The organism is Bacillus sp. (in: firmicutes) (assembly GCA_012842745.1).
Classification (GTDB): Bacteria; Bacillota; Bacilli; order Bacillales; family Bacillaceae_J; genus Schinkia.
The window spans coordinates 95,755-119,898 of sequence record DUSF01000049.1; the positions used below are offsets into that span (position 1 = coordinate 95,755).

Annotated in this window: 21 protein-coding genes and 1 pseudogene; all 22 read right to left on the reverse strand. The window is 33.5% G+C overall.

Going from position 1 to position 24,144, the window contains the following annotated elements:
* Positions 1-3: 3 nt before the first annotated feature.
* The gene (locus GX497_13215; GenBank protein HHY74154.1) at positions 4-1,389 is read right to left on the reverse strand and encodes an AMP-binding protein; all 1,386 of its coding nucleotides are present in this window, start codon (positions 1,387-1,389) and stop codon (positions 4-6) included.
* Positions 1,390-1,851: 462 nt separating this feature from the next.
* Entirely contained in the window at positions 1,852-2,598 is a 747-nt protein-coding gene (locus tag GX497_13220) for an SDR family oxidoreductase (protein HHY74155.1), read from the reverse strand.
* 2 nt (positions 2,599-2,600) lie between these two features.
* Positions 2,601-2,837 carry an acyl carrier protein gene (locus GX497_13225; GenBank protein HHY74156.1) on the reverse strand — a complete coding sequence of 79 codons (237 nt, stop codon included), beginning with the start codon at positions 2,835-2,837 and terminating at the stop codon, positions 2,601-2,603.
* A 36-nt stretch (positions 2,838-2,873) separates the two neighbouring features.
* Positions 2,874-3,077: pseudogene (locus GX497_13230) on the reverse strand (hypothetical protein).
* Positions 3,055-3,381 carry a hypothetical protein gene (locus tag GX497_13235; GenBank protein HHY74157.1) on the reverse strand — a complete coding sequence of 109 codons (327 nt, stop codon included), beginning with the start codon at positions 3,379-3,381 and terminating at the stop codon, positions 3,055-3,057. The pseudogene GX497_13230 and the gene GX497_13235 overlap by 23 nt, the downstream one beginning before the upstream one ends.
* 30 nt (positions 3,382-3,411) lie before the next feature.
* Positions 3,412-4,773, reverse strand: coding sequence for a mannose-1-phosphate guanylyltransferase (locus GX497_13240; GenBank protein ID HHY74158.1), 1,362 nt, complete (start codon positions 4,771-4,773; stop codon positions 3,412-3,414).
* Between the two features lies 1 nt (position 4,774).
* Positions 4,775-5,725, reverse strand: a complete 951-nt coding sequence (locus GX497_13245; protein ID HHY74159.1) for a GDP-L-fucose synthase — start codon at positions 5,723-5,725, stop codon at positions 4,775-4,777.
* Between the two features lie 17 nt (positions 5,726-5,742).
* Positions 5,743-6,831 (reverse strand): GDP-mannose 4,6-dehydratase, encoded by a 1,089-nt coding sequence (gene gmd / locus GX497_13250; GenBank protein HHY74160.1) that lies wholly within the window; start codon positions 6,829-6,831, stop codon positions 5,743-5,745.
* Positions 6,832-6,843: 12 nt separating this feature from the next.
* Complete coding sequence (gene glf, locus GX497_13255; protein ID HHY74161.1) at positions 6,844-8,001, reverse strand: UDP-galactopyranose mutase; 1,158 nt, start codon at positions 7,999-8,001, stop codon at positions 6,844-6,846.
* A gap of 60 nt (positions 8,002-8,061) precedes the next feature.
* On the reverse strand, positions 8,062-9,237 hold the full coding sequence (locus tag GX497_13260) for a glycosyltransferase (GenBank protein HHY74162.1): 1,176 nt from the start codon (positions 9,235-9,237) through the stop codon (positions 8,062-8,064).
* Positions 9,225-10,352 (reverse strand): glycosyltransferase family 8 protein, encoded by a 1,128-nt coding sequence (locus GX497_13265; protein HHY74163.1) that lies wholly within the window; start codon positions 10,350-10,352, stop codon positions 9,225-9,227. Before GX497_13265 ends, GX497_13260 begins: the two co-directional genes overlap by 13 nt.
* A 44-nt stretch (positions 10,353-10,396) precedes the next feature.
* Positions 10,397-11,413: a glycosyltransferase gene (locus GX497_13270; GenBank protein ID HHY74164.1), complete on the reverse strand. Its 1,017-nt coding sequence runs from the start codon at positions 11,411-11,413 to the stop codon at positions 10,397-10,399.
* Between the two features lie 68 nt (positions 11,414-11,481).
* Positions 11,482-12,573: a glycosyltransferase gene (locus GX497_13275; protein ID HHY74165.1), complete on the reverse strand. Its 1,092-nt coding sequence runs from the start codon at positions 12,571-12,573 to the stop codon at positions 11,482-11,484.
* Positions 12,574-12,810: 237 nt separating this feature from the next.
* Positions 12,811-13,479: a DUF2290 domain-containing protein gene (locus GX497_13280; GenBank protein HHY74166.1), complete on the reverse strand. Its 669-nt coding sequence runs from the start codon at positions 13,477-13,479 to the stop codon at positions 12,811-12,813.
* Positions 13,472-15,583 (reverse strand): ATP-binding domain-containing protein, encoded by a 2,112-nt coding sequence (locus GX497_13285; GenBank protein HHY74167.1) that lies wholly within the window; start codon positions 15,581-15,583, stop codon positions 13,472-13,474. Before GX497_13285 ends, GX497_13280 begins: the two co-directional genes overlap by 8 nt.
* A 302-nt stretch (positions 15,584-15,885) precedes the next feature.
* Positions 15,886-17,865: a glycosyltransferase gene (locus tag GX497_13290; GenBank protein ID HHY74168.1), complete on the reverse strand. Its 1,980-nt coding sequence runs from the start codon at positions 17,863-17,865 to the stop codon at positions 15,886-15,888.
* Between the two features lie 19 nt (positions 17,866-17,884).
* Entirely contained in the window at positions 17,885-19,123 is a 1,239-nt protein-coding gene (locus GX497_13295) for an FkbM family methyltransferase (protein HHY74169.1), read from the reverse strand.
* 174 nt (positions 19,124-19,297) lie between these two features.
* Positions 19,298-20,758: a glycosyltransferase family 4 protein gene (locus GX497_13300; GenBank protein ID HHY74170.1), complete on the reverse strand. Its 1,461-nt coding sequence runs from the start codon at positions 20,756-20,758 to the stop codon at positions 19,298-19,300.
* Positions 20,759-20,772: 14 nt separating this feature from the next.
* Positions 20,773-21,534 carry a class I SAM-dependent methyltransferase gene (locus GX497_13305; protein ID HHY74171.1) on the reverse strand — a complete coding sequence of 254 codons (762 nt, stop codon included), beginning with the start codon at positions 21,532-21,534 and terminating at the stop codon, positions 20,773-20,775.
* Positions 21,521-22,663, reverse strand: coding sequence for a DegT/DnrJ/EryC1/StrS family aminotransferase (locus GX497_13310; protein HHY74172.1), 1,143 nt, complete (start codon positions 22,661-22,663; stop codon positions 21,521-21,523). Before GX497_13310 ends, GX497_13305 begins: the two co-directional genes overlap by 14 nt.
* Position 22,664: 1 nt before the next feature.
* Entirely contained in the window at positions 22,665-23,129 is a 465-nt protein-coding gene (locus GX497_13315) for a hypothetical protein (GenBank protein ID HHY74173.1), read from the reverse strand.
* Between the two features lie 77 nt (positions 23,130-23,206).
* Positions 23,207-24,142, reverse strand: a complete 936-nt coding sequence (locus GX497_13320; protein HHY74174.1) for a class I SAM-dependent methyltransferase — start codon at positions 24,140-24,142, stop codon at positions 23,207-23,209.
* Between the last annotated feature and the right edge of the window lie 2 nt (positions 24,143-24,144).

Consider the following 24,144-nt stretch of genomic DNA (forward strand, 5'->3'; position numbering starts at 1 on the left):
AAATCACAAATCCTTTAGCTCATTATAGTTTATTTTGCCATTTTCAAAGCGTGGTAGCTTAGCAATCACACTTACTTTAATAGCACTTGGATGAAGCTTGTAAACTTTCAAAAGCTCCTGCTTCACTTCGTCAAGTGAAGCTTCTTTTTCTATAAAAACTTGTAGCCGTTCATCATTGCCAACACATGCTGAAACGATGCCAAGCTGCTTTTCAATTCTTTTTTCGATATCATCAAGATTTAAACGCAAGCCAAAAAGTTTAATAAATCGCTTCATTCTACCGATGATATAAAAATAACCATCTTCATCTACCTTACCTAAATCACCGGTATGAAGCAAACCGTTCAGATCATTACCCTTAGTAAGGTCTTGACGGGTTTCCGCATACCCCATCATCACATTCGGTCCTTCATATAGTAATTCAGACGAATTATCATCAACCCATAGTTTTCCGTTCGGTATTGGTACGCCAATGGATTCTAATTTCTCATGAATTTGTTGGGCTGGTACATAACTAATCCGTGCCGTTGCCTCCGTTTGCCCATACATCACGAAAAATTGCACACCTTTCTCCTCTGCACATTTTGCAAAATAGTCCACAAGAGAAGGGGCAAGCCTGCCACCAGCCTGCGTAAAATATCGCAAAGAAGGTAAATCCATTTTCTCAAAGCGCAAGCGCTGAAGCATCTGAAATGTGTGAGGGACACCAGCAAACGAGGTTGCTCTATATTCATGAAACATCGACCAAAATTCCTTTGACATCATACTTTCATTCGTTAGGATTAAAGTTCCTCTAGCCAAAAAGTGGCTGTTGATAACCGATAATCCATAAGAATAATGCATCGGGAGCGTTGTTATCGCCCGCTCAGCAGTCGTAATCGGTAAATAATCTATAATCGCTTGAGCATTCGCTTGCAAATTTTCATACGAAAGTCGCACAAATTTGGCACTGCCTGTGGTGCCTGATGTGCTAAGCAATAAGGCTAAATCCGGATGGACAGAAGGCCATTCTTCACCATCGGCCCTGCACCAAATTTGATAAAAAGAATATAGCGAAATTGTATAACAATCCGTCAGCTCAAGCTTTCGTCCTACTGAGAAAATCCAGTCTGGTTTATAAGTATCAATAATATTTAATAAAAGTGACTCATCTAATTTTTCATCAAGCAGCATAACAGCATCCCGTTTTTGCAAAGCCGCTAGATAAGCAATCAGCGAATAGGATTGGTTTTGACATAAAATTAAGCCGAGTTGCTTTTGGCTTCTGAATGGGAACTGCTTTTTTATCGTTTGAACTTTTTCAAACAGCTCTGCATATGTCAATTTTCCAACATTTTTATCGATAATTGCAAGTTGTTCACAATCATTTTCTAAATTCCAAAAATACATTCCTTCACGCACCTTACTCTTTCCTATTCATTTTATCGGAAAATACATCATAACTTAAACAATATCAGTAAATTTTGCACATACTAGTGATTTTCTATTGGAAATTTAGTATAATATGAATATATAAAGTAAAGAATGAAAAGAAAGCCGCCAATGCTACCAACATTGACGGCTCTGCAACTACTAATCGCAGAATGAGCGATTGGCGAAAATATTTTGGAAAGTAATCCACACAATACCTTGGCCAGGCAGGGTGGATTACTTTTTTCGTTCATTTAATAGTACGATTAAAGTAACTAACGCTATCATAAACATTGCTGTGTTTATATCAAGCATAGGCTTCACCCTCCTAACTTGGAGGCTCAACCGCCCACCCTGCTATGTAGTTGCAATTTTATTGTACCAAAAAAATAGTACCCGTCCAATAAATACTGGTACTGCTCTCTTCTCACTTTCCTTGCGCTAAACAACCATCCCACCATCAACACCAATTACTTGCCCTGTCACATACGATGACAAATCAGACGCTAAAAATAAGATCGTATTTGCAACCTCATCAGGACTGCCGATACGCTTCATTTTTATTTGCGCTAGACGTTCCTCATATTTTTCCACTGGGATTCCCTTTGTCATACCTGTTTCAATAAAACCAGGCGCAACCGCATTCACACGAATATTCAAAGGTGCCAGCTCTTTTGCTGCTGACATGGTAGCGCCAAGCAGCGCCGCCTTCGAAGCAGAGTAAGCAACCTGTCCCGCTTCGCCAAAGCGACCAAAAATGGAACTGACATTAATTATCGAGCCCTGTTTTTTCCGTGTCATCAGTCTTGCTGCGTATTGCATATGATAGATAGCTGCATTCAAATTTACATTTATCAACTCATCTAGTTTTGCCGACTGAATCATTCCGAGCAAACTATCATAAAGCATGCCCGCATTATTGACAAATACATCGAGCTGTCCAAACTGCTTATATATGCTTTGAAACGCTTGCTTCATTTCGGCTTGGTTAGCTATATCATAGGTAAGAACAAGCACTACCCGACCAAAATCTTTTTCAATACTATCCGCAAGCTCTACCAAACCTTGTTCATCACGCCCATTGATTGCAAGCTGAGCTCCTTCCTTTGCAAAAACAAGTGCTGTTGCTCGTCCAATCCCTTTGGAGGCACCAGTGATGAAAGCTACCTTACCATCAAGAAGCCCCATTTTTAAAACTCCACTCCATACTTCACTAAAATCTCCTTCGCCTTCGCAAACGAACTTAAATCAATCACATCTTCCGTATCCATCATAATATCAAAACCATCATCAATCGCCGCTATCAACGCCATATGGGCAATTGAGTCCCATTCTTCAATGCTGTTATATTGAAGATTGTCAGTAACCCTCTCCTCGTCAATTCCTAATGATTCAGCAAAAATTCCGCGTAGTTTTTGTTCGTTCATTGTCTTGGCTCCTTTACTTATTAATGCATATCATTCCTAATCTTTATAATAAATTGATTTCCGTAATGTTACATCGCGATGCTTGGTTGTTTCACCTTTAAAACGCAGCCAAATTTCGTCATCAGCCATCACACCATGTGTTTTGCGGACAATGGCCCAGCGATTATAACTATTTAAACCCAAGGCAGCAAGTAATTCATCAGCATTTACTCTTGTTTCAGGAAACACTCGCCATTTCAGTCATGTTATTTATCAATAAATCAGATATTTGTTTACCTGTCGCAATAAAATAGTTTTCTTCATTAGTATTCATTACATTATTTATAGCTTTACAAAAATAGTTATGGGCTTCAAGAAATCTCCCTCTACAAATGGAAGCATGCAAAAGAGGTAAAATATTTACTTTTTCAGGGTTAAATCCTTGACACCTCTTTATAAATTCTTCACCAAGCTTATAAATGTTCCATGATTGGAGGTTTTTACTTTCCTCATTCAAGGCTCTTCTTACAAATTCGAAAGCATATTTGCCAAATGTAAGCCACAATCCCTTTCCATTATTATCCTCCCAAAAAGTTTATCTAGAAAGTTTATTCATAATCTCTTCCCAAGTCATCGCAATCCGAACTATATCCTCTTCAACAAGCTCGCTACCCATCTGCACCTCAATAAATTCAAGATCTTCGACAGCCTTTATAGCGTGTTTTGCCCCAATAGGTATTTCAAGCACAGCCCCAGATTTAACTTCTTTCAGAACTCCGTCTAAAACAAATTCACCTTTTCCCGAAATAATTGTCCAAACTTCTCTACGTTTTTCGTGGATTTGATAGCTTAAATTTTTCCCAGATGAGATGCCAATCCGTTTTGTTAAAACTTCCTGACCATTTTCTAATTTCGTATAATCAAGAACGCGATACCATCCCCAGCGTCTTTCTTCATACATAGGTCTTTGCTTATGACCATTTAACATTTCTTTTAATCTCGCACTTGCAGTTTTGTCTGAAACAAGAATACCATCTGAACTTACGGCAACAACAGTATTAGATAGCCCCAATACCATTACACTAATGTCTAATTCATTTATTATGTGTGTATTAATACTATCTTCACTTATTTTTCCGTTTCCAATAACAGAATCACCCATCTCCTCTGTCAAGGTGTTCCATGTGCCAAGGTCTTTCCAGTTCCCATCGTACGGTAATGCCACAATATTTGATGATTTCTCAACAACCTGATAATCAAAACTAATCTTTGGCAATTCATTATAACGAACATATAATTCATCATGATTAATGGGTAATCCCAATTTCCTTAAAATATCTAGCATATACTTCAAACGAAATGCAAAAACTCCGCAATTCCATAGTGCCCCATTATTGATTAAGTCTACAGCCTTGTCCTCAGAAGGCTTTTCAACAAAATGACTCACTTCAAGATATTCCGCATACTCTTGTTTCGGTATAATATATCCATATTTTGCAGACGGGTAAGTTGGCTTTACACCAATCAATGCCAATTCTGCATCTGATTGTTCTAAAACTTCCCCCATCTCTATTATTTTCTTGAAAAATATATTTTCTACATACGGATCAACAGCAAGCACTGCAACTATTTCTTCTTCATCGCAATTTTGTTTAGACTGAAGAAAGGTAGATGCTAATGCAATAGCTGGAAAAGTATCTCTTCGTTCCGGTTCTAAAACTAATGGAACGTCATCACCTAGCTGGTTGCGGAGCAAATCAAGTTGGCTTTTACCTGTTGCAATAACTGCATCACTTGTTAACCCTACTTCAGCCAACTGGCTCCACACCCGTTGCACCATGGATTCCATTTCACCATATTCATTTTTTAAAACCTTCAAAAATTGTTTCGCTCTAACATCATTTGATAATGGCCATAATCTCTGTCCAGAGCCACCGGATAGTAAAATTACTTTCATCTTAATCCCCTACTTCACTTAAATGGTTTCGATACCATTCATATGTTGTGCGAATACCCTCTTCAAGCACTACTTTTGACTTCCAGCCAAGACTGTTCATCTTTGATACATCTAATAACTTCCGTGGTGTACCATCTGGTTTATCTTCATTAAAAGTAATTTGTCCTTGATAACCAACAATATTTTTAATAACAACCGCTAACTGAGCAATGGAAATATCTACACCCATTCCAATATTAATAAATTCACCAACATCTCTAGCGTGATAGTTTTGCATTAAGTAGATGCACGCATCTGCCAAATCATCTACATATAAAAATTCACGTTTTGGCTGACCTGTTCCCCATACTTCTACATTATCAAGACCGTTCAGTTTTGCCTCATGAAACTTACGAATTAATGCTGGCAAGACATGTGAACTAGTTAAGTCAAAATTATCATTTATTCCGTATAAGTTAGTTGGCATGACCGCTAAAAAATCAGTCCCATATTGTCTATTATAAGAAGCACACATTTTTATTCCTGCAATTTTTGCAATTGCATACGGTTCGTTCGTTGGCTCCAGCTCACCAGTTAATAAATGCTCTTCCTTCATTGGTTGGGGTGCTAATTTTGGGTAAATACAAGAGCTTCCTAAAAATAAAAGCTTCTTCACATTATGCACATAGGCGGCATGAATAACATTTGCTTGAATCATTAAATTATCATAAATAAACTGTGCTGGTTTTGTATGATTTGCTAAAATTCCGCCAACCTTTGCTGCTGCCAAAAAAACATAATCAGGTTTTTCGATTTGAAAAAACTGGTCTACACTTGCCTGATTTCGCAAATCTACTTCACTACTAGACCTAACGATAATTCGTTCATATCCTTGCCTTTCTAACTGCCTTTTGATTGCTGAACCAACAAGACCGTTATGACCAGCCACATATATTTTCGCATCTTTATTCATCATAAACACCCAATTTTTTATTCATAATAATTCCTAATTTCATACCCTAGTTCTTTAACAGCAACGTCTTTTTTAGCAGCTTCCAAATCCTTTTCTACCATCATTTTTACAAGTTTTTGGAACGTTACCTTTGGCTCCCACCCCAATTTTTGTTTTGCTTTAGAAGGATCTCCTAATAACAAATCAACTTCAGTTGGTCGAAAATAACGTGGGTCAATTTCAAGCAAGATATTGCCTGTACTTTTATCAATTCCTTTTTCGTCTATTCCTTTTCCTTGCCATTCAATCTCAATGCCAACTTCATTAAATGCCCGTTCTACAAATTCACGAACAGTATGGGTTTCACCTGTAGCAATAACGAAATCCTCTGGCTCTTCCTGCTGAAGGATTAACCACATCGCTTCCACGTAATCACCCGCAAATCCCCAATCACGCTTAGAATCTAGATTCCCAAGATAGAGCTTATCCTGTAAGCCAAGCTTAATTCTAGCAACAGCTCTCGTGATTTTTCTTGTTACAAACGTTTCACCACGAACAGGTGATTCATGATTAAATAAAATTCCATTACAAGTGAACATATTATATGCTTCCCGATAGTTCACAGTAATCCAATAACCGTAAAGCTTAGCCGCTGCATATGGGCTTCTAGGATAAAACGGCGTTTTTTCCGTTTGTGGAATTTCTTGAACTTTTCCATAAAGCTCACTCGTAGAAGCCTGGTAAAACTTCACCTTTTCGGTTAAGCCTAAAATTCGAATAGCTTCCAATAAGCGTAGTGTCCCTAAAGCATCGGAATTCGCGGTATATTCAGGCGTTTCAAAGGAAACTTGGACATGGCTCTGGGCAGCTAAATTATAAATTTCATCTGGCTGAACCTCTTTCATAATGCGAATTAGATTCGTAGAATCCGTTAAATCCCCATAATGAAGATAAAAATTCACATCTTGTTCATGCGGGTCTTGATATAAATGATCAATTCGATCCGTATTAAAAGAAGAAGCCCTGCGTTTAATACCGTGGACTTCATAGCCTTTTTTTAATAAAAACTCTGCTAAATAGGCACCGTCTTGGCCTGTAATGCCTGTTATTAATGCGCGTTTTTTCATAATTATTAACTCCTAAAATTTTTCTTCAAACAAATTTAATGCTCTTGCAACCACACCGTCCATATCATAATACTTATAATCTGCAAGACGCCCTACGAATAAAACATTCGATAATGAACCTGCCTCTTGTTTATATCGGTTATATTTCTCGATATTTTCTTTTTTAATAATTGGATAGTAAGGTACGTCCTTTCCTTTAGAATGTCGATCATATTCTTGCGGATATTCTTTCGCTATTGTAGTCATAAAATGAGTTTGACCTGATAAATATTTGAATTCCGTAATTCTAGTAAAGTCATACTCATTTGGGTAGTTCTCTTGACCAACATCTTGAACATAATCTTTTGGATATGTTTCAAATTCAAATTGAAGCGAACGATATGGCAACTCACCATATTTGTATCCAAAAAACTCATCAATCTTGCCAGTATGGATAACGGTACCATTAAATTTTTGACCAAATACCTTAATACCATTATGTACATGGTCAATTTCTAAACATTCATGATAATCGGTGTTTAACATTAATTTAATATTTGGATGATCTAATATTCTTTCAAACATTTTGGTATAACCGTATTTGGGCAACCCTTGATATGGATCTTGAAAATAACGGTCATCTCTTGATATATATATAGGGACTCTACCTGTAACTGTTGGATCCAGCTGTTCAGGTGATACTCCCCACTGTTTCACTGTATAATTTAGAAATACTTTTTCATAAACATACTCCGCTAGAAATTTTAACTGCTGATCATCAGTTTCCCTTAATTTTAAAATTGGTACTTTCACGTTATATCCAAAGTTCTCAAGCAGCTTTTTCTCAATATTATCAGCCAAATTAGATGGTAGTAATTGGTGTAATGTATTTAAATTAAATGGTAACGGTACCTTTTTTCCATCAATACAGGCTAAAACTTTATGAAAATATAAATGCCATTCTGTAAATTGAGATAAGTAGTCCCATACTTTTTTCGAACGAGTATGAAAAATATGCGGGCCATATTTATGTACTAATATTCCATGATTATTATAAAAGTCATAAGCATTGCCTGCTATATGATTTCTTTTTTCAATGATTAATACTTTTTTATCAAGTTGACTTGCAATTCTTTCAGCAACAACTGAACCCGCATAGCCAGCACCTATAATAATATAATCAAGTACCAGAAGAAACACTCCTTTCAATAATAAAGTAAAAAGAGCCTGAAAAATCAATCTAGCTCTTTTTTATTCGCTATATCTTAGTAAATTTGGACGCAATTCTCGCCATGTCCATTTAAACTCCTTGTTACCGTTATTAAGAACAGCTAAATTATTATTTACATCCATGTATCCAGGATATAAATATAAGGCTTTCTCAAATAATTGTCTCGCCTTTTCGTTATTGCCTTTTAGAGCATACAAAACCGCTCTATTATTTAATGCTGCACCATGATTAGCATTCTTATCAAGAATTTGCTTAAAGAACATTTCCGCCTTATCAAATTCTTTGCAGTTCAGAAAATATAGTGCTTGTAAAAATATAGCGGTATTATTATTTTCAATATTGTCAATGGCAGTAAGCTCTTGGAATCCTTCTTCCCACATATCAAATCGATAGAGCATCGAAACAAAATCAAGTTGATTTTGCTCATATGGAAGATGACGTTTATACACAGCTTCCTTAATTCTCTTCAATCCATATTGTTCAATAACCGCACGCTCTGCATCTTTGGCTTTACTAATGTCTTTCGTAATACTTGTAGCATGTCTTCTAAAATATAACAAAGGTTCATCTACATATGCAAAAGAGCCTTTTTGAGACATTCGCAAAATAAAATCATAGTCTTCAATAATTCGGAATGATTGGAAACCACCTACTTCAATTACTGCTTGCTTTTTCACAAGTAGTCCTGAAGGAGTAATAATATGATTACGAACTAGTAGAGTACCAAACTGCTCCTCCAACTCCATTTGCTTGCCACGAAAAATACTATCCTCATAAACATTTCCATTTTCATCAATCTGTTGATAAGCTGGGTGAACAAGTATGACTTCTGAATCTTTTTTTTGAAACTTTTTCAAAAGATTCACTTCTTCTTCTAACAAAGAAGGGGCAGCTATATCATCCGCATCCATTAACAAAATCCATTCATTTTTTGCTTCCTTTATTCCTCTATTTCGTGCTGCTGAACCACCTTGATTCTTTTCTAGATGAATTAGCCTTACAGATTCAAATTTTTCACAATATATCTTGACAATTTCCGCCGATCTATCATGCCCACAATCATCAACAACAATTATTTCATCTAATTCATATGATTGATTTAGCAAACTATCAATCGTTGCTGCAATATATTTTTCTGCATTATATAAAGGAATTACGGCTGAAATTTGTATTTTTTTTTCATTTATAGTTGCCATACAAAATCCTCGTTTTCTTTCAATCCATATTGTATTAGCTGCTTTGAAATTTCTTGATAAAAACTACTAACAATAATAATCCCAATATTATCTTGCTTAATCGAATGTAGGATTTCCGGAGAGTATACTTGCTTATCGCAAAATAACTGTCCCCACTTTTTACAATCATTATCTAAAAAGCCATTAACACTAATTCCTGTTCTTTCAATAAAGCGCTCTGCTAATGTACCAGTACCAAATATGAAAATATTTGACTTTTCCATTATCATTCGTGTTGGCGATAGAGAAACTAACTCATCATTTCTCCATAATGACTGTTGTAAATAATGTTTATATTCATCTTTTAATGGATGATTATTAGTTATATGCCATGGTTTAGAAGCGGATGTATAATGAATAATGGCTGGATTTGTAATAGCATCCCTATATTCATCTTTGTCAAATAATGATTCATAATTGTCTTGGTACATCACTGTTTGTACATTCCATTTAGGGTGTATCGACATTCTTTTATCATATAAGATTGCATTCAATGCATCTTGATCCCAATAAACAAGTTTAGTCGGATTTTCTTTTATATAAGCTAAAACTTTTTTTGTTATTTGTTGCTTTCTCCAGTTTTCTAAATCAATTACCAAAACACCTGCATTAAAATAAGAATATATAAAAGGAATTTGCAATTCATCCATCCTTAAATTTCCCAATGGATCATCAATAGCACCAATGATTTTTCCTTTTAGGTCGGTATTCCAAAGCTCTGCAATGTTTCCTTTCACAATTAAATCAGAGTCTAAATAAATAGCTCTATGAATATCTTCATTTAACAATTCACTAATAGAAATACGAAAATATGTTGCTAGGCTAATATGATGGCTAACAAAAAAATCATCATACCGACCATCATCTATTTTCAAAAATTCAACTTTTACATCATATTGATTGCACATCGTTTCAAGTAATTCTATCTCATTAACAGAAACTTCAGCACTTATTAAAATATGAATAAATAATTTCTTATCAGTTGCGTGGAAATTTTCAAACAAAGATGTAAGCATAACTCCTAAATATTGTACGAACTTTTTATCAGTAGCTGCTACTATGTGAATATACTCCATGAAACCTCCAAATTCTATAACAATAAAGCTTAAATGCTTTATTATTATGCAATAACAAAGTAATCTTCTAAATGCTGATACTTTTCTCGCTTCAATATTTCTGTTATTTCAAATTTTCCAATCGTTGATGCTACGATTATTTTATACTTCTCTTTCTTAATGATTTCTGGTGAATAAATTGGGAAACTTCCAACTGTCGTTCCCCATTTTTGTTTATTACTATCAATAAATCCTACAATATTATTAAGTTTTTTTGGGAAATGGTTCAATATATTTATACCTAACCCACCTGTTCCCCAAATCATGTAATTAAAGCCTAATTCTGATTGAGACAAAAATGCATTAAACTCTTCTTGTTTAATTGTTAAAAACACGTTAATAATATCTTCTTCAATAGCCGTTGTTGATTTTTCTGAAACACGTATTTGCCCCAGTACTTCTTTAATTTTTGAGAATTTATATCCTCTTTTATTTAAAAGGTAAAACAATTGATAATCTTCACCAATTCTAAAGTTTGGATTATAACCTATCTTTTTAATTACGTTAGTCCTAGCCATCATTAATGAATGTGTGACACAGCAAAACCAATACAATTTTTCATTAATTTCGTCTGGATTAATAGCTTTGTTTATTTGAAGTTGATGAATATTTTTTAAGTAATGGAATCTCTCACTATTTTCAACATCATCGCTTGTAGCAAAATAATTTAACAAACAATCAACTACTGCAATATCTTGATTGTTTTCAAGAAAATACAATTGTTCACTAAAACGATTTCTGGTATATATATCATCTGCATCAACTTTTGCAATAAAAGGGCTATTTATTTTGTTTAAACCAAAGTTTAAAGCTGCACCTACACCCATATTTCTTGGTAATTGAAATAGTTTAATTCTGGAGTCATGAAAGGAATTAATAATATCAATAGTTCTATCTCTTGAACCATCATCTATGATGATAAATTCGAAATCCTCAAATGACTGTTCTAAAATACTCGTAATCGTTTCTTCAATAAATTCTTCACCGTTATAGACAGACATTAACGCTGATAATGTTGGCATAGTTAACATCCTTTATGTAAAATTTAACGCTTCAAATAATCTGTTCAAAATTCCATACAGACTACACCTTATTTCATTTCGATTAACTCTTTCCACGAATACACAGGAATAGGACAGGAAACCAATTGGTCTATTTGATCTTTAATTTCTTTTTCGTAATTACCTTCAAATGAAAGTATAATTGCATCAACTTGTGTAGAATTTTCCTTTAACCAATTAGGAGAATGAATTGTTATGCCATTCATTGAAACACCTTGTCTTGTAGGATTGTTATCCAAGAATACCAAGGTTTGAATTCCACTTCTTTTAAAATCCTCCTTAACATACAGTGCCATTTCCATCGTTCCGAACAAAGCAACCTTTCGAATCCCAAGTTCAACAAGAACATTACTTATAGGCATATTTGAAAATAATAAAGATTCAAGCCAGGCCTTGTAATAACTCATATTTTGTTCCATTATGGATTTCGTAGGGAGTTCCGTTCCAAAATACTTTTTAACAATATCTCTTGTTTCTTTAGCTGTTTTATCCTTATTTTTTATACTACTTGACAAGCCACCTAATCGAAAGCAAGCAACCATTCTATCAAAATAAGAAATCTTTTCAACTTCATTTTTGAAAATTCTTGTTATTAGATCAAAATCACTTGCAATTTTATATTCCAAATTAAAGCCATCATATTTTTTTATAGTTTTACTCCTTAAGAAACTACCTGGGTGTGGCGGCATTTTCCCACTCATTAAATCAACCAATTCATATTTCTTCCCAAAGTTTGTTTCAAATCCAGTCTCTTCATTTTTCATTACAATATTACCATAAATCATATCGAATCCTTGATTAGCTTCAAACAACGTCATAACATCTTCAATAACTTTATTATCTACTAAATAGTCATCAGAATTTAAGAAGTAAATAATATCGCCAGTTGAAGCTTGTATACCTTTATTAAATGCATCATAAACGCCCTGATCTGGTTCTGAAATAATTTTTTGTATATTGTCCCTATACTTTTCTAAAATAGGTAATGTACTATCTGTCGAACCGCCATCAACAATAATATACTCTATATTTTTATAGGTTTGGTCAATGGCACTTTGAATTGTTTGCTCAATATATTTCTCACTATTATAACATGCTGTAATAATTGATATTTTTTGCATTCGCCTTTTCCCTTTACCTTTCCTATTACTCTCTTCTTTTATCGGAAAAAATAAAAAGAACTGAATAGTTCAGTTCAATTAAAAACCCTCTATAATTTTAGTTCATGCCCATTTCTTAGTTTTACTATCGCACACAGCATTTTTAAATCTAACGATTGTAATCGTTATTTGATATGCATAAATTGAAGATTATCCACATTAGCAATCCAATCCCTGATTGTCAGTGGTAACGAACTTTCAGATTTTAAAAAAATTCACATGCAAAACTCTTTCTTCTTCATCGGAGATTGTCCTGTCAAATGGTTGTACTAGTTGTCTATCGTCTAATTGATAATAGTAATAGGCTGTACTATAGAAATTTCTTAAAATAAAATCAATAAATATTTCAGGTGTTAATGGTGCGCTGACAGGTATTCTGCAATTTTTATATTGCCCTAATGTCAAGTGACTTCTGGGGTGTTTAATTGGCTCAAATATTTTTTCGTCCGCATCAAAATCAAATCGCATAGGAAACGGAATGATATTTTTAGCAATTATATCGGCATAAATTTCTTGCCTTTCATATATTTCTGGATCATTTTGATAACTCTCTAATTCTGGTGATGGAAAAAAAGCTAATCGATGTGAAAGCAATATATCATGCTCAAATGTATACATCATTTGTATAATAGCTCCATCAATTAATTTAATATTATAGTTGTTATTTTTTAATAACTCATCATAAATTTGATTATAGCCAACATTTTTTAAAACAATGGATAAATTTATTTGGTTTCCCCATCCTATTATCGTTAGACCTCTTTCTGTTTTCTCACTTGGAAAGTTTTGATCCATGGATAAACCTAATCCGATTAGATCTGTAGTAATTTCCATTATCTCTTTAACAATTTGTTTGGAGCTACTCATTGTTTAATCGCTCCTTCAAAATTCTTAGAGCTTCTGGTGGAAGATCTTCTAAAAAGAAATCCCCATTTTCTAATGCTTTTAATATTTCAGTGAATGTCCCTACTTGGCTTTTCCTCCTATTTTTTTCTTCTTGAGTCATATCCTTGTTTATTTGATGCATTTGTTGTCGCTGTAATTCAGTAGGATAAATAAACTCTAACTCAAAATCACGATTTTTTACTTCTTCAAACTCATTCATTAACCCTTCCATTCCATTACCATAGCCCACTACTCTAACCCATGCTTTACTTCTAGTAATGGCTGTAAAAAGAATATTCCTTTTTCTTTCTAGTTCATAGCCACTAAAACAGTTTTGGGCATCGATAACATAAACCATAGCTGCTTCATTTCCTTTTGCACGGTATATACTTGTAAAAGTAATAGAATGCATTGCAAAAAAATCATCTTTAGAGCTTGTAACACCAGCTAAATGACTGTTTATACCCATCTCAAATAATCTTTTTCGAATAGGAGCAACTGCGGTTTTTGTGTAATATGGATCAGTATGGATTACGATAATATCACGATGCTGCAGTTCATCTTCCTCTAAGTTTTTACTTATTTGATTCGCCAACCACTCTATTTGTTCTTTTTCATCTTGAAGTAGTTTAAAATGAATTAAATCATCAAGGTCTGAATGATTTTCTAAAAATAAAGGGCTGCTCTCCGCAGTTCTTTTTAGCTTAACATAATGTCCGTCGACTAGTTCTCCGTCGACAACCTTGTATCCCACATCTTCCCACAACCATGATTGATTAAACATTTGAATGAGACCTTTATTTCGATAAATACCAAATCCTAATGCATGAGCAGTGGTTAGCACTGGTCTTGAGTTTCTATAACATACATTTAAAACTATATCTTGCTTTGGCTTCTTAGGTTCATTTCTTAAATGCACCTTTGGTCTACCTTGATGATCAACACCAAATATTTCTTCAGGGGACTTCATCTGTTTATTATTTAAATTTTGAAGTTCATCGTAGGCATAAATTAAACGCTTGGGTTCATGTACTAACCCATAGCAAATTCTTAAAAACTCTGTTGAAAAATCTTGTGCCTCATCTACCAAGATAACATCGTATTTAGGAATAATGTTTCGAATCTTTTTTAATGCGTCCTTGCATACAGCCTCAAACTCATCTTCACTATCAGTTTTTAAACTTTTGGCATGAGAAAAATCATAATACTCAATACCATGGTCTTTACAAAGTTCAAAATAAATACCTGTTGTCGTTGGATTCCCCCATGCATGTATAACCCTTACTTTTTCCCAATTTGGTTCTTCTTTAATATTTTCGTATGTAAACCTTGTAATTAAATCAATAAATTGATTTTTTAATGATCTTGTATTGAAGGTAACAGCAATTGTCCAATCTGGGTTATTCGCATGGAGGTATGCAACTTTTAAAGCTAAAACGATGGTTTTTCCAGATCCAGCTAACCCTCTAATCCTTTGGGGACCGTCCACTGTTTCAATTACGGCTTGACTTTGAGTACTGTCTAAATTAGCTATAGATTCTTCTAATTTTATTAATTTGGCACCTTTAGTTGATGTCCCCTTTACATTTAATCTTTTTCTCCGCTCACGAATAGATGTAATTGCTTGAACATCTTCTAAAACTTTTTCATAATAATCTTTATTTTCCCAATTTATCTCTTCTAGATATGTTGTCAATTCCTTATTAGTTGTAACTAAATCAAAGTCAATCTCATCCTCAACATTCCTCCATGCTGTCGCATAAGTAAGGACATTAATTTCCACCTGTAGTTCCCGTTTCCTTAAAAGCTTCTTATTGTTCAACAATCTGGCTTTCATCTTTGTAAATAACTCATCTTGAATTTCTTCGCGATTTGAAAATTCCGTTCCAACTACCATATCAAAAATAATAATGCCATACTCTTTTGAAACTAGGAGCGCATCAATTTCTTGGGATCCACTCGTAGTCGTGATAATCGGATACCCGATATATAAAATACCGTTTAGATCCCTTCTATGCTCAAAATAATTGGCTAATTGATCCGCAGTGACATACTTTTCAGAAGAACCCCTTACAACAGTAATCATAATAACACCCCGTCATTCAGATAATTGGAAACGAACATAAAACATACTAAATATAAAGATAGGAATGGATGTTTTTTTTTTAAATAAAATAGTGAGCAAGTTGAGGGAAAAGAAGTGGATTAAAAATCAATGTATAAATTCATTTTTATTTTTTCAGTCATTATAAACCAAAATAAAGGAAAAAGCTATAGTTTATATGGTTTCATCACTAAAAATAGACTTCTGTAAATAGGTAATTGGTGATTAGCAGATTTTTATTTTTAATTGTGCAGCCCCCTAGGGACTGCGCAATTTAAATACTTTTAATTGTAAATTTTAATCAATCTATTTGAGACTGTTTGATGTAACTGATTGTATATTTCCTCTTCAAAACTAGCAGAAGAAATCAATATTGGTGTCCTTGAATCAACATCTGATAATGCTATTATATCGAAGTGGTTCATTAGCTTTGAACCGATTAAAGCTAGATTGCGGTCAATAATACCTACAGTCCGTTCTCTTAAATACTCACTTTCATTCAAGAGCTCCACTGTATGCGTTCCTGCTCCATATATATAAACTTGATTTTGAAGTTTTAACTTCAAATAGTCATCAACGGATACACATACAGATTCTGTTGAGTACTCCTCTTTTGAGGAAAAGTGAACAGTTTTACCATTCAATATTTCCTGCTTATTTTTTTTAAAAAAAGAAGCAGAGAAAAAAATGCCTCCTAATGAAGTATCGATAGTGGAGTTTTCCGAATTTACAGCAGAAACTAACTTGAAAAATGGTTTTCCACTCTTTCTTTTTAAAACTATTTTACTGGATAATACATCTGTCATCGTGCCTTTATATAGCATGGTGTCGAAATAACCAGCAACAATATTAAATTTATCGCGTTTTACAAATACGACATCTGCCTCTGAAACATCTTCCGTACCGTCAATAACAATAGCAACAACTGGCTTATCAAAGGATGTCTTTGGAATTTCCTTTCCTTTTATTTGTTCAGCAAGTTGAAATTCAGGCTGTTTCTTTACCACATCTGGCACACGATCTAAATCAAAATACAAAATCTCATCTTTTCTATCATTAAAGTGCTGAATAGCTTTTTCATACACATCCAAATACCGTTTTGTCACCAACTTATGATCGAAATGGGTGACACAATAAGAACGTGCTGCTTTACTGGACTCCTTTCGTAATTCAGCATTTATTACTAGCTGTTCTGTATAAGCATATAACTGACCAACATCTTTCTGCGGGGCAACAAAACCTGTTTCACCATGCTGAACAAGCTCAAGGATACCACCTGTTGCAAAAGTGACCACAGGAACACCACAAGCCATAGCTTCAGAAATAACGAGAGGGCATGTATCGGCAATAGATGGAAATAAATATAAGTCGAATGTATTATAAACTTCTGCCATTTCTTCTTCTGTTGAAATATAGCCAACATGATACAAATACTCATGTTCATAACCTTGCTTTGCACCACCGACATTAACAAGAAGTACATCGTGACCTTCATTCACTAATTGATCGACAACCGCTTGAACATATTTTCCACCTTTACGTTCTTGTCCAAAAGTACCACCATTTGCAACTGCTCCTATAATGATTCGGTTTTGGGGAATACCATACTTTTCTCTTACAGCAGTCTTGTTCATCGGCCTATATGTTTCAACATCGACACCATTTAATATAACTTCCATGGGGTGACCCTGAAGAATACCTTGTTGGGCTATATTTCCAATCCACTTAGCTACTGGCACTATAAATAGTTTAGAGTGAGTATAGATATCTTTTTTTTCAACCAAATTCAAATGGGTTCGGTCAAACTGAATAGCTGGATATTCATAAGGATATGGGCAATCACCACACCCTGTTAACCATTTTTGGCAATCAAATGAATATGAACAATGTCCAGTTATTGATTGCATATCATGTAACGTCCACACAATTGGCTTTAAATGTGAAAGCATAGAGAGGGCATACGGGTGAAAATAGTTTCCGTGCATGTTGTGAAGGTGAATGACATCCGCTTGTTGAACAAGTGGATTTTCCATTAAACTGAATGCTCCGAAAACATCATAATCAATGCAACCACCATTAACACATTTAGTTTCTAAACATTTCTTTATTTCAAAAGGATAAACTTCTTGATGACTAGACTCCTTGCTGCCAGCCATTACTCTGCTATTAAAGCCTAATGAATTTTGACTTTCGACAAGTCTCATCATTACTTTAGCAGCACCACCACGAAGGTCGTTTGTATTGATATGAACAATTTTTTTCACAGCTATTCACCCTATCAAATCATTGTCTAACCGTTGCGAAACAGACAGTACCCCAGACATTCATTCCATCCTTATGGTCAATATAAATATTATACTCAGGAAAGTTTCTCTTTATCCATAAAGGAATTCTCCATAAATCCTCTGGTGAATGATAAATACAAATAGCTAAGTCTGGGTAATCACGCTTAATTGTTTGAACAGCCCCTATTAATGCGTTATATTCTGCACCTTCAATGTCCATCTTTATTAAATCAACTTTATCTATACCATTTTGCTCAACATACGAATCTAACTTATATACTTTAACGTCTTCACCATTTTCATTTATAAAAGAGGCATTTGGTTGATCCTCTATTTCAGACAGCTTAACAAATTGATCCTCATCCCATAATCCTGCTTGAATAGATATAATATTCTGAAAGCGCTTTTCTAAATCTTTAATTTTTCTATAGTTGGCAGATGAAGGTTCAAATGTATACACCTTTCCATTAGGAGATGAATATGCAAATGCCATCGCTGTATCACCAACAAAGCCTCCTGCATCAATCACTACATTTAAGTTATTGTTAGTTATTTTATCTTTATAAACGTATGGCTGCATAGCAAGAGTTTTGGAAAGTAAATCAGTGATATCATAATCAAATTTTGAAATTAGCAAACTACTTAACCTAGTTACTTCATTGTTATATTTCTTAGCTCTTTCCCTATATTCATTCAATGGTAACGGAAAACCTTTTTCACCTCTAATTATAGGATCCAATGCCGTAAGTCTGTAGTTAATTACTCTACTATATATATCCTTCGATTCCTCATCAGATAATATTGCTAAAACTTCTTCATATTCATTAATGTGTTTCTGGAATTTTTCATAAAATAAGTTTCCTATACAATCCACAAATTTCTCAATATTTATCCACCCATAATTATCGAATGGTATATAACTACAAAAAATTTCAAGACCGATATTTTCTAGCTGCTTAGATATCTCGTGACTATGTATTGATGTTATTATAATCTTTGAATCTTTAACATTTAATTCGTTTAAACTTGTTACATTTAGACCATCTAAAATGGTGCCTATTTTTTTATTATCGTTGTCTATAAATCCTTGAACAACCTTGTTTTGTTTTTCCAACCATCTACGAAAGGTTACAGCTGTATTATCCGCTCCAAATAGGAAAAAACTATCATTGTCATTGATAAACTTTTGCATATCTATTAATGAATGTTTTGGAATGTAGCCCAATCTAAATTCCATTTGTTTATAACACTCCTCTATTGTTTTGCAATTCAATTGTTTCTTAAACTGAAATTCGATATCAAATTACTTCAAAATCTTTACCATCAAAGGTACTCAAAAAATAAAAATATGCCATCAATTTTTGATTTCCCTAACTAAATGCAGATAAGACAATTATCCTTTTTATTTACCTTATAAATTGTCTATTAAATTTGCCGCCTTTTGGAACTGCCCACTAAATTCAAAAACTTCTTTATAACATCTGAAAGCATTTTTTTGATACTCTGAATAGTTCGTTTTAATTTCAATTATTGCTCCTTTTAATTGGCTGAAATCAGAAATACATATCCCACACCTATATTCATGAATAGTCTTCATAAAAGTCAAATAATTAAAAGTAATAACAGGTATCCCAGATCTTAAATAAAGTGCAATTTTTTCAGAGGACCTCCCTGTTAATTTCTCATTTAGATTACTAGAACGATAAAAAGCCAGTCCGATATCAACGGAAGATACAATTGACTCAATTTCAGTAAAATCAACCAATTTCGTAGAAAAGTAAACTTTTCCATTCCTATCTAAATGTCTAGCTTCCTCCATATATCCTTTGTTCATTGCCCATCCATGAAATATTAATTGAATATTTTCTGGAAAATGCTGTGCTTCAGCAATCATTTCATTACAAAAGCGTGTAGAGTCAATTTGTCCATAATATAGGACTTTAAACTTGGAATCGTATTCTTTAAAAAAGTGACCTTTTGTTCTTAATGGCTCTCCTAGTGCTGACACAGGAACTTCGATAACATTCTTCATACTAACTTGATTATCTTTAAAAAGCACTTGAGCTCGATCTAAGTCTTGGATAATTGTGCCAATTGATTGGCTGTGATACTTTCTTTCATACTCACGTAAGTTTTTCAAATTATATTCCAAAAACCAAGGATTGTCCTCAGTCAATAGTTCAAGACTAAAGTAAATATACGGAATATTGTATGTATCGCCTAGCATTCCTGCTATTATCAAACCGAATTTTTCAAAACCTATAAAGCATTTGTAGTTATTTGCTTCAATAGTTTCTTGAAAATATGTATAGGATTTATTTAGGAGATAATTATCTAATAAATCTCTTCCATCAAAAAAGTGTTCTTCCTCCCTAAACCCCTTATTCACTAATTGTACTTTCATTTCATTATAAAATGAACTTGCTATGATAATAATGGTATCTTCTTTATTCTCTTGATAAACTTTATGAATCGGAAAAATATCTTTACCAAAAAATTTAGTACCATGCTTTAAAGTATTATTATCGATATAATAATGTGGACTAATATTTAGATGCTTTTCTAATTTTTCACTTAAATTTCCAGTACCAAACACAACTATCTTCTTTTTATCTTTTACAATCCTTTGAAATCTGTATGTGCCGTCTAAGGATTTATAATTTAAGAAAGGTAAAATTATTCTTAATTCCTCTTCAACCACTTGGTGATACACCTTAATGTTATCATGCTCTGGAAAAGAATAAAAATCCGTTATTGATTGGTGTAAAAAAACATCTACTTTATAGCCGTTTTCAGCCAGTAGTAACGCTGTATTAACAGATTGAGCATCCACATGCCATTTGACAATAAAAATTCCGATTCTTTCACTCATAATTCTTAACATTCCTATTCTTTAAGAAATACATAACATGCGTTCCAAGAATTCAAATCTAATTCTTTTCCTATTAAAAATTCAAATGACTTTAATCTTTTTAAACCAAAATTTTTTGCAACAAATTCCAATTCATTAGTGAATAAATATCTCATTTTGTGTACTTCGCTAAATCTCGTAATTTTTTGACTCCCTTTATCGGTAATATATATATCATAATTTACATCTACTGTATTTTCATTTAGATTAAGGGTAGGTTCTGCTATTCTAACAACTTCTATTTCATCATTTTCTAAACGTTTTACCCTTGTTTCTGGTTGTTCTGATAATACCGCTGGTCCATGCCAACAATCAAAAATAAATAGGCCAGTTGGCTTAAGATGAGTACTTGCTGTTGAAAATGCCTTCAATATATCCTCATTCGTTGTTTGATAACTCATCACATGGAATAAAGAAACGACGACATCAAAGGTTTCATTTAACCTAATTGTACGTATGTCGCCATGTGTAAATTGAACACCATCTATTGTTTCTTTTTGTAGTAGTTCTTTAGCTTTCTTCACCATATTTCCACTTAAATCAATTCCATGCACAGTATAGCCTTGTTTATGCAACAGTATTGCATGCTTGCCTGTCCCACAACCAAGTTCCAGAATAGATTTTGCACTAGGTTGATATTCTTGTATTAATCTATGTATGTATTCAACTTCTTGTTGATAATTTTTATCCTTATACAATAAATCATAGTACTCAGCATACTTATCAAAGGTAACCATTAGCCCACCCCTCTGTCATTGCATCGCGAACTACTTTTGCAACTTGGTATATCTGGTCCCCAGTTAGTCCTAGACCGCTTGGAATATAAAATCCCCTGCGAGCAATCTTTTCAGCATTTGGTAAAGATTCCTCGTTTATGAGGCCCATTTTCTTGAAGATAGGCTGCTCATGCATTGGCCAGAAGAAAGGACGTGTTCCTATTTTCTTATTAGCTAATCTCTTCATGATGTCCTCATTGTCGAAAGGAACGTTTTCTTTCAACACTAAACCATATACCCAATATATATTTTTGGCATAAGATGTTTCAGTAACTGGTAATTGCAAACCTGGAACATCTAAAAGCAATTCAGTATATAATCTTCCCATTTCTCGCTTTTTTCCGATAAAATAATCTAACTGTTCTAATTGTGCAACACCTAGCGCAGCTTGCATATTCGTCATTCGGTAATTAAATCCTAACTCATCATGAACAAAGCGACGCTTTGAATTAAAACAAAGATTCTTTAAAGAACGGCAGCGTTCAGCTATTGCTTCGTTATCAGTTAAAACCATGCCACCTTCACCAGTGGTAATATGTTTATTTGGATAAAAACTAAATATGCTAATATCACCGAAGCTACCACATGGTCTCCCTTTATAAGTTTGCCCATGCATTTCTGCTGCATCTTCAATAATCTTTAAATTGTACCTATTGGCTATTTCAATAATTGGATCGATGTCAACAGGCAATCCGTAGATATGAACAATCATAATTGCCTTCGTTCGCTCATTTACTTTTTCCTCAATTTTATTAACATCTATATTCCAAGTATCTGAATCACAATCAACAAATACTGGTTTAGCCCCCACCCTTACTACTGCAGCTGCACATGATATAATCGTAAAAGTAGGTACAATGACTTCATCGTTAAGACTAATATCTAATGCTTTAACTGCTAATTCAAGTGCAACTGTTCCATTTGCAACTGCAATCCCATGCTTACGACCAACAGTTTTAGCCATCTGTTCCTCAAATCTTTGAACAAATGGCCCCTCAGATGAAATCCAGCCAGTTTCAAGACATTCTAGTACATACTTTTCTTCGTTACCTACTAATAGTGGCTCATTTACTGGAATAAAATCATCCAAATTACTCACACACCTTTATTTGGTCATTAGATACACCTTGAAATCTCGTTTTATCAACATCCCCAGCATAAGGTCCTTGTTTAACTTCAATCATTTCAACCTCTTCAATAACTTCAAATCCATGTCCACCTTGAATAAGTAGGATTGTATCTCCAGCATTTAAAACCCGACTTTCTAAATAGGATTTTTCATCACTGTAAAAATCAACGCGAAGGACACCCTTTTTTATAAATAATACTTCTTGTGTATAAATTACCTCACGTTTTACAGGATTGTGAACATGAGGTTCGATTATTTTTCCTTTTGGATGATTCATATAGGCTAGTTGTTGGGATAATTCGGGTGGGGTTACAAAAGTAACACCAGATTTACTAAAACTATTTCTAATAACTATAGCTAATAACAAATTCTCACTATCAATCTTTTCAATCAATAAGGATTCACCCCAACCATAAAATAAATTCATCTTTTTTTGTTAAACAAAAATAACATACTTCCTTAATATTTTTAACTCTTACATTAACACCGTTTCCTTAAAAGCTTTTATAATTTTTCAAACAAATAATATCTAGAAAACGTTGGTCCGTAGGCAGTTGTAAATGTTGTTAGTAATTTACATTTCCCTAAAAATAATTCAGTTACTAATTTGTTCGAATAAAAAATAGGAAAGTTCATTCCTTTTTCTTGCCATAATTCAATGTCTTTTATGTAGTGCTCTTCCAATGGTAGAATATTAAAACAAATATACCCACCATTTTTTGTTACTCTTATCATTTCTTTTAGATAGCTAAATATATCTATATGGTTTAGATAAACCAAAACTGCGTGTGCATGTACAAAATCACACGAACAGCCCTTCTCGTCTCCAAGCTTATTGCCCGAAACCTTTCTTGAAATTACATTATAGTTTTTTTTAAGCCAAATTTCCCAGTCAATAGAAGGCTCGTATATATAATAATTAACATTCCTAAAATCAAAATATTCACTAAATCTATCTAAAAACCACCCATTTCCAGGTCCTATTTCACATATATCCCTAAGGGCTTCCATATTTATATGTTTTTTTATAGAATTAAAAATATTTAAACTTCTACCTACCACCCCTTTCTCTTCTTCTAATATATCAATTATTTTTTTACCCTTTTCAACCTTTTCCGTGAGACTATATAGGGGTATATAAGAATTTTGTGTTGTTATATTAGTTCCCAACTCATACCTAATATTAAATATCATAAAATTATTTATACCCATTTTTTCAAGTTGCATTACAATCTCCGTTACATAAGAACTTGTTATAATTACCAAGTGATTGGTATAATTTATTAAAGTATCTGGATTTATAATTGTAATACCCTGAATTGTTTTGCCAATTTTATGCTTATCATTATCACAAAAGTATTCAATTGAATATTTTTGTGATAAATTATTAAAAGCAAATTCTCCTAAAGTAGATGCCCCAAATAGTATAGCTTTTTCCAATT

Coding starts and splice junctions, on each gene's coding strand:
- GX497_13215 (HHY74154.1), bottom strand. CDS start 1,389: ATGTATTTTTGGAATTTAGAAAATGATTGTGAACAACTTGCAATTATC.
- GX497_13220 (HHY74155.1), bottom strand. CDS start 2,598: ATGGGGCTTCTTGATGGTAAGGTAGCTTTCATCACTGGTGCCTCCAAA.
- GX497_13225 (HHY74156.1), bottom strand. CDS start 2,837: ATGAACGAACAAAAACTACGCGGAATTTTTGCTGAATCATTAGGAATT.
- GX497_13240 (HHY74158.1), bottom strand. CDS start 4,773: ATGAAAGTAATTTTACTATCCGGTGGCTCTGGACAGAGATTATGGCCA.
- GX497_13245 (HHY74159.1), bottom strand. CDS start 5,725: ATGAATAAAGATGCGAAAATATATGTGGCTGGTCATAACGGTCTTGTT.
- gmd (HHY74160.1), bottom strand. CDS start 6,831: ATGAAAAAACGCGCATTAATAACAGGCATTACAGGCCAAGACGGTGCC.
- GX497_13260 (HHY74162.1), bottom strand. CDS start 9,237: ATGGCAACTATAAATGAAAAAAAAATACAAATTTCAGCCGTAATTCCT.
- GX497_13265 (HHY74163.1), bottom strand. CDS start 10,352: ATGGAGTATATTCACATAGTAGCAGCTACTGATAAAAAGTTCGTACAA.
- GX497_13270 (HHY74164.1), bottom strand. CDS start 11,413: ATGCCAACATTATCAGCGTTAATGTCTGTCTATAACGGTGAAGAATTT.
- GX497_13275 (HHY74165.1), bottom strand. CDS start 12,573: ATGCAAAAAATATCAATTATTACAGCATGTTATAATAGTGAGAAATAT.
- GX497_13280 (HHY74166.1), bottom strand. CDS start 13,479: ATGAGTAGCTCCAAACAAATTGTTAAAGAGATAATGGAAATTACTACA.
- GX497_13285 (HHY74167.1), bottom strand. CDS start 15,583: ATGATTACTGTTGTAAGGGGTTCTTCTGAAAAGTATGTCACTGCGGAT.
- GX497_13295 (HHY74169.1), bottom strand. CDS start 19,123: ATGGAATTTAGATTGGGCTACATTCCAAAACATTCATTAATAGATATG.
- GX497_13300 (HHY74170.1), bottom strand. CDS start 20,758: ATGAGTGAAAGAATCGGAATTTTTATTGTCAAATGGCATGTGGATGCT.
- GX497_13305 (HHY74171.1), bottom strand. CDS start 21,534: ATGGTTACCTTTGATAAGTATGCTGAGTACTATGATTTATTGTATAAG.
- GX497_13315 (HHY74173.1), bottom strand. CDS start 23,129: ATGAATTTATTTTATGGTTGGGGTGAATCCTTATTGATTGAAAAGATT.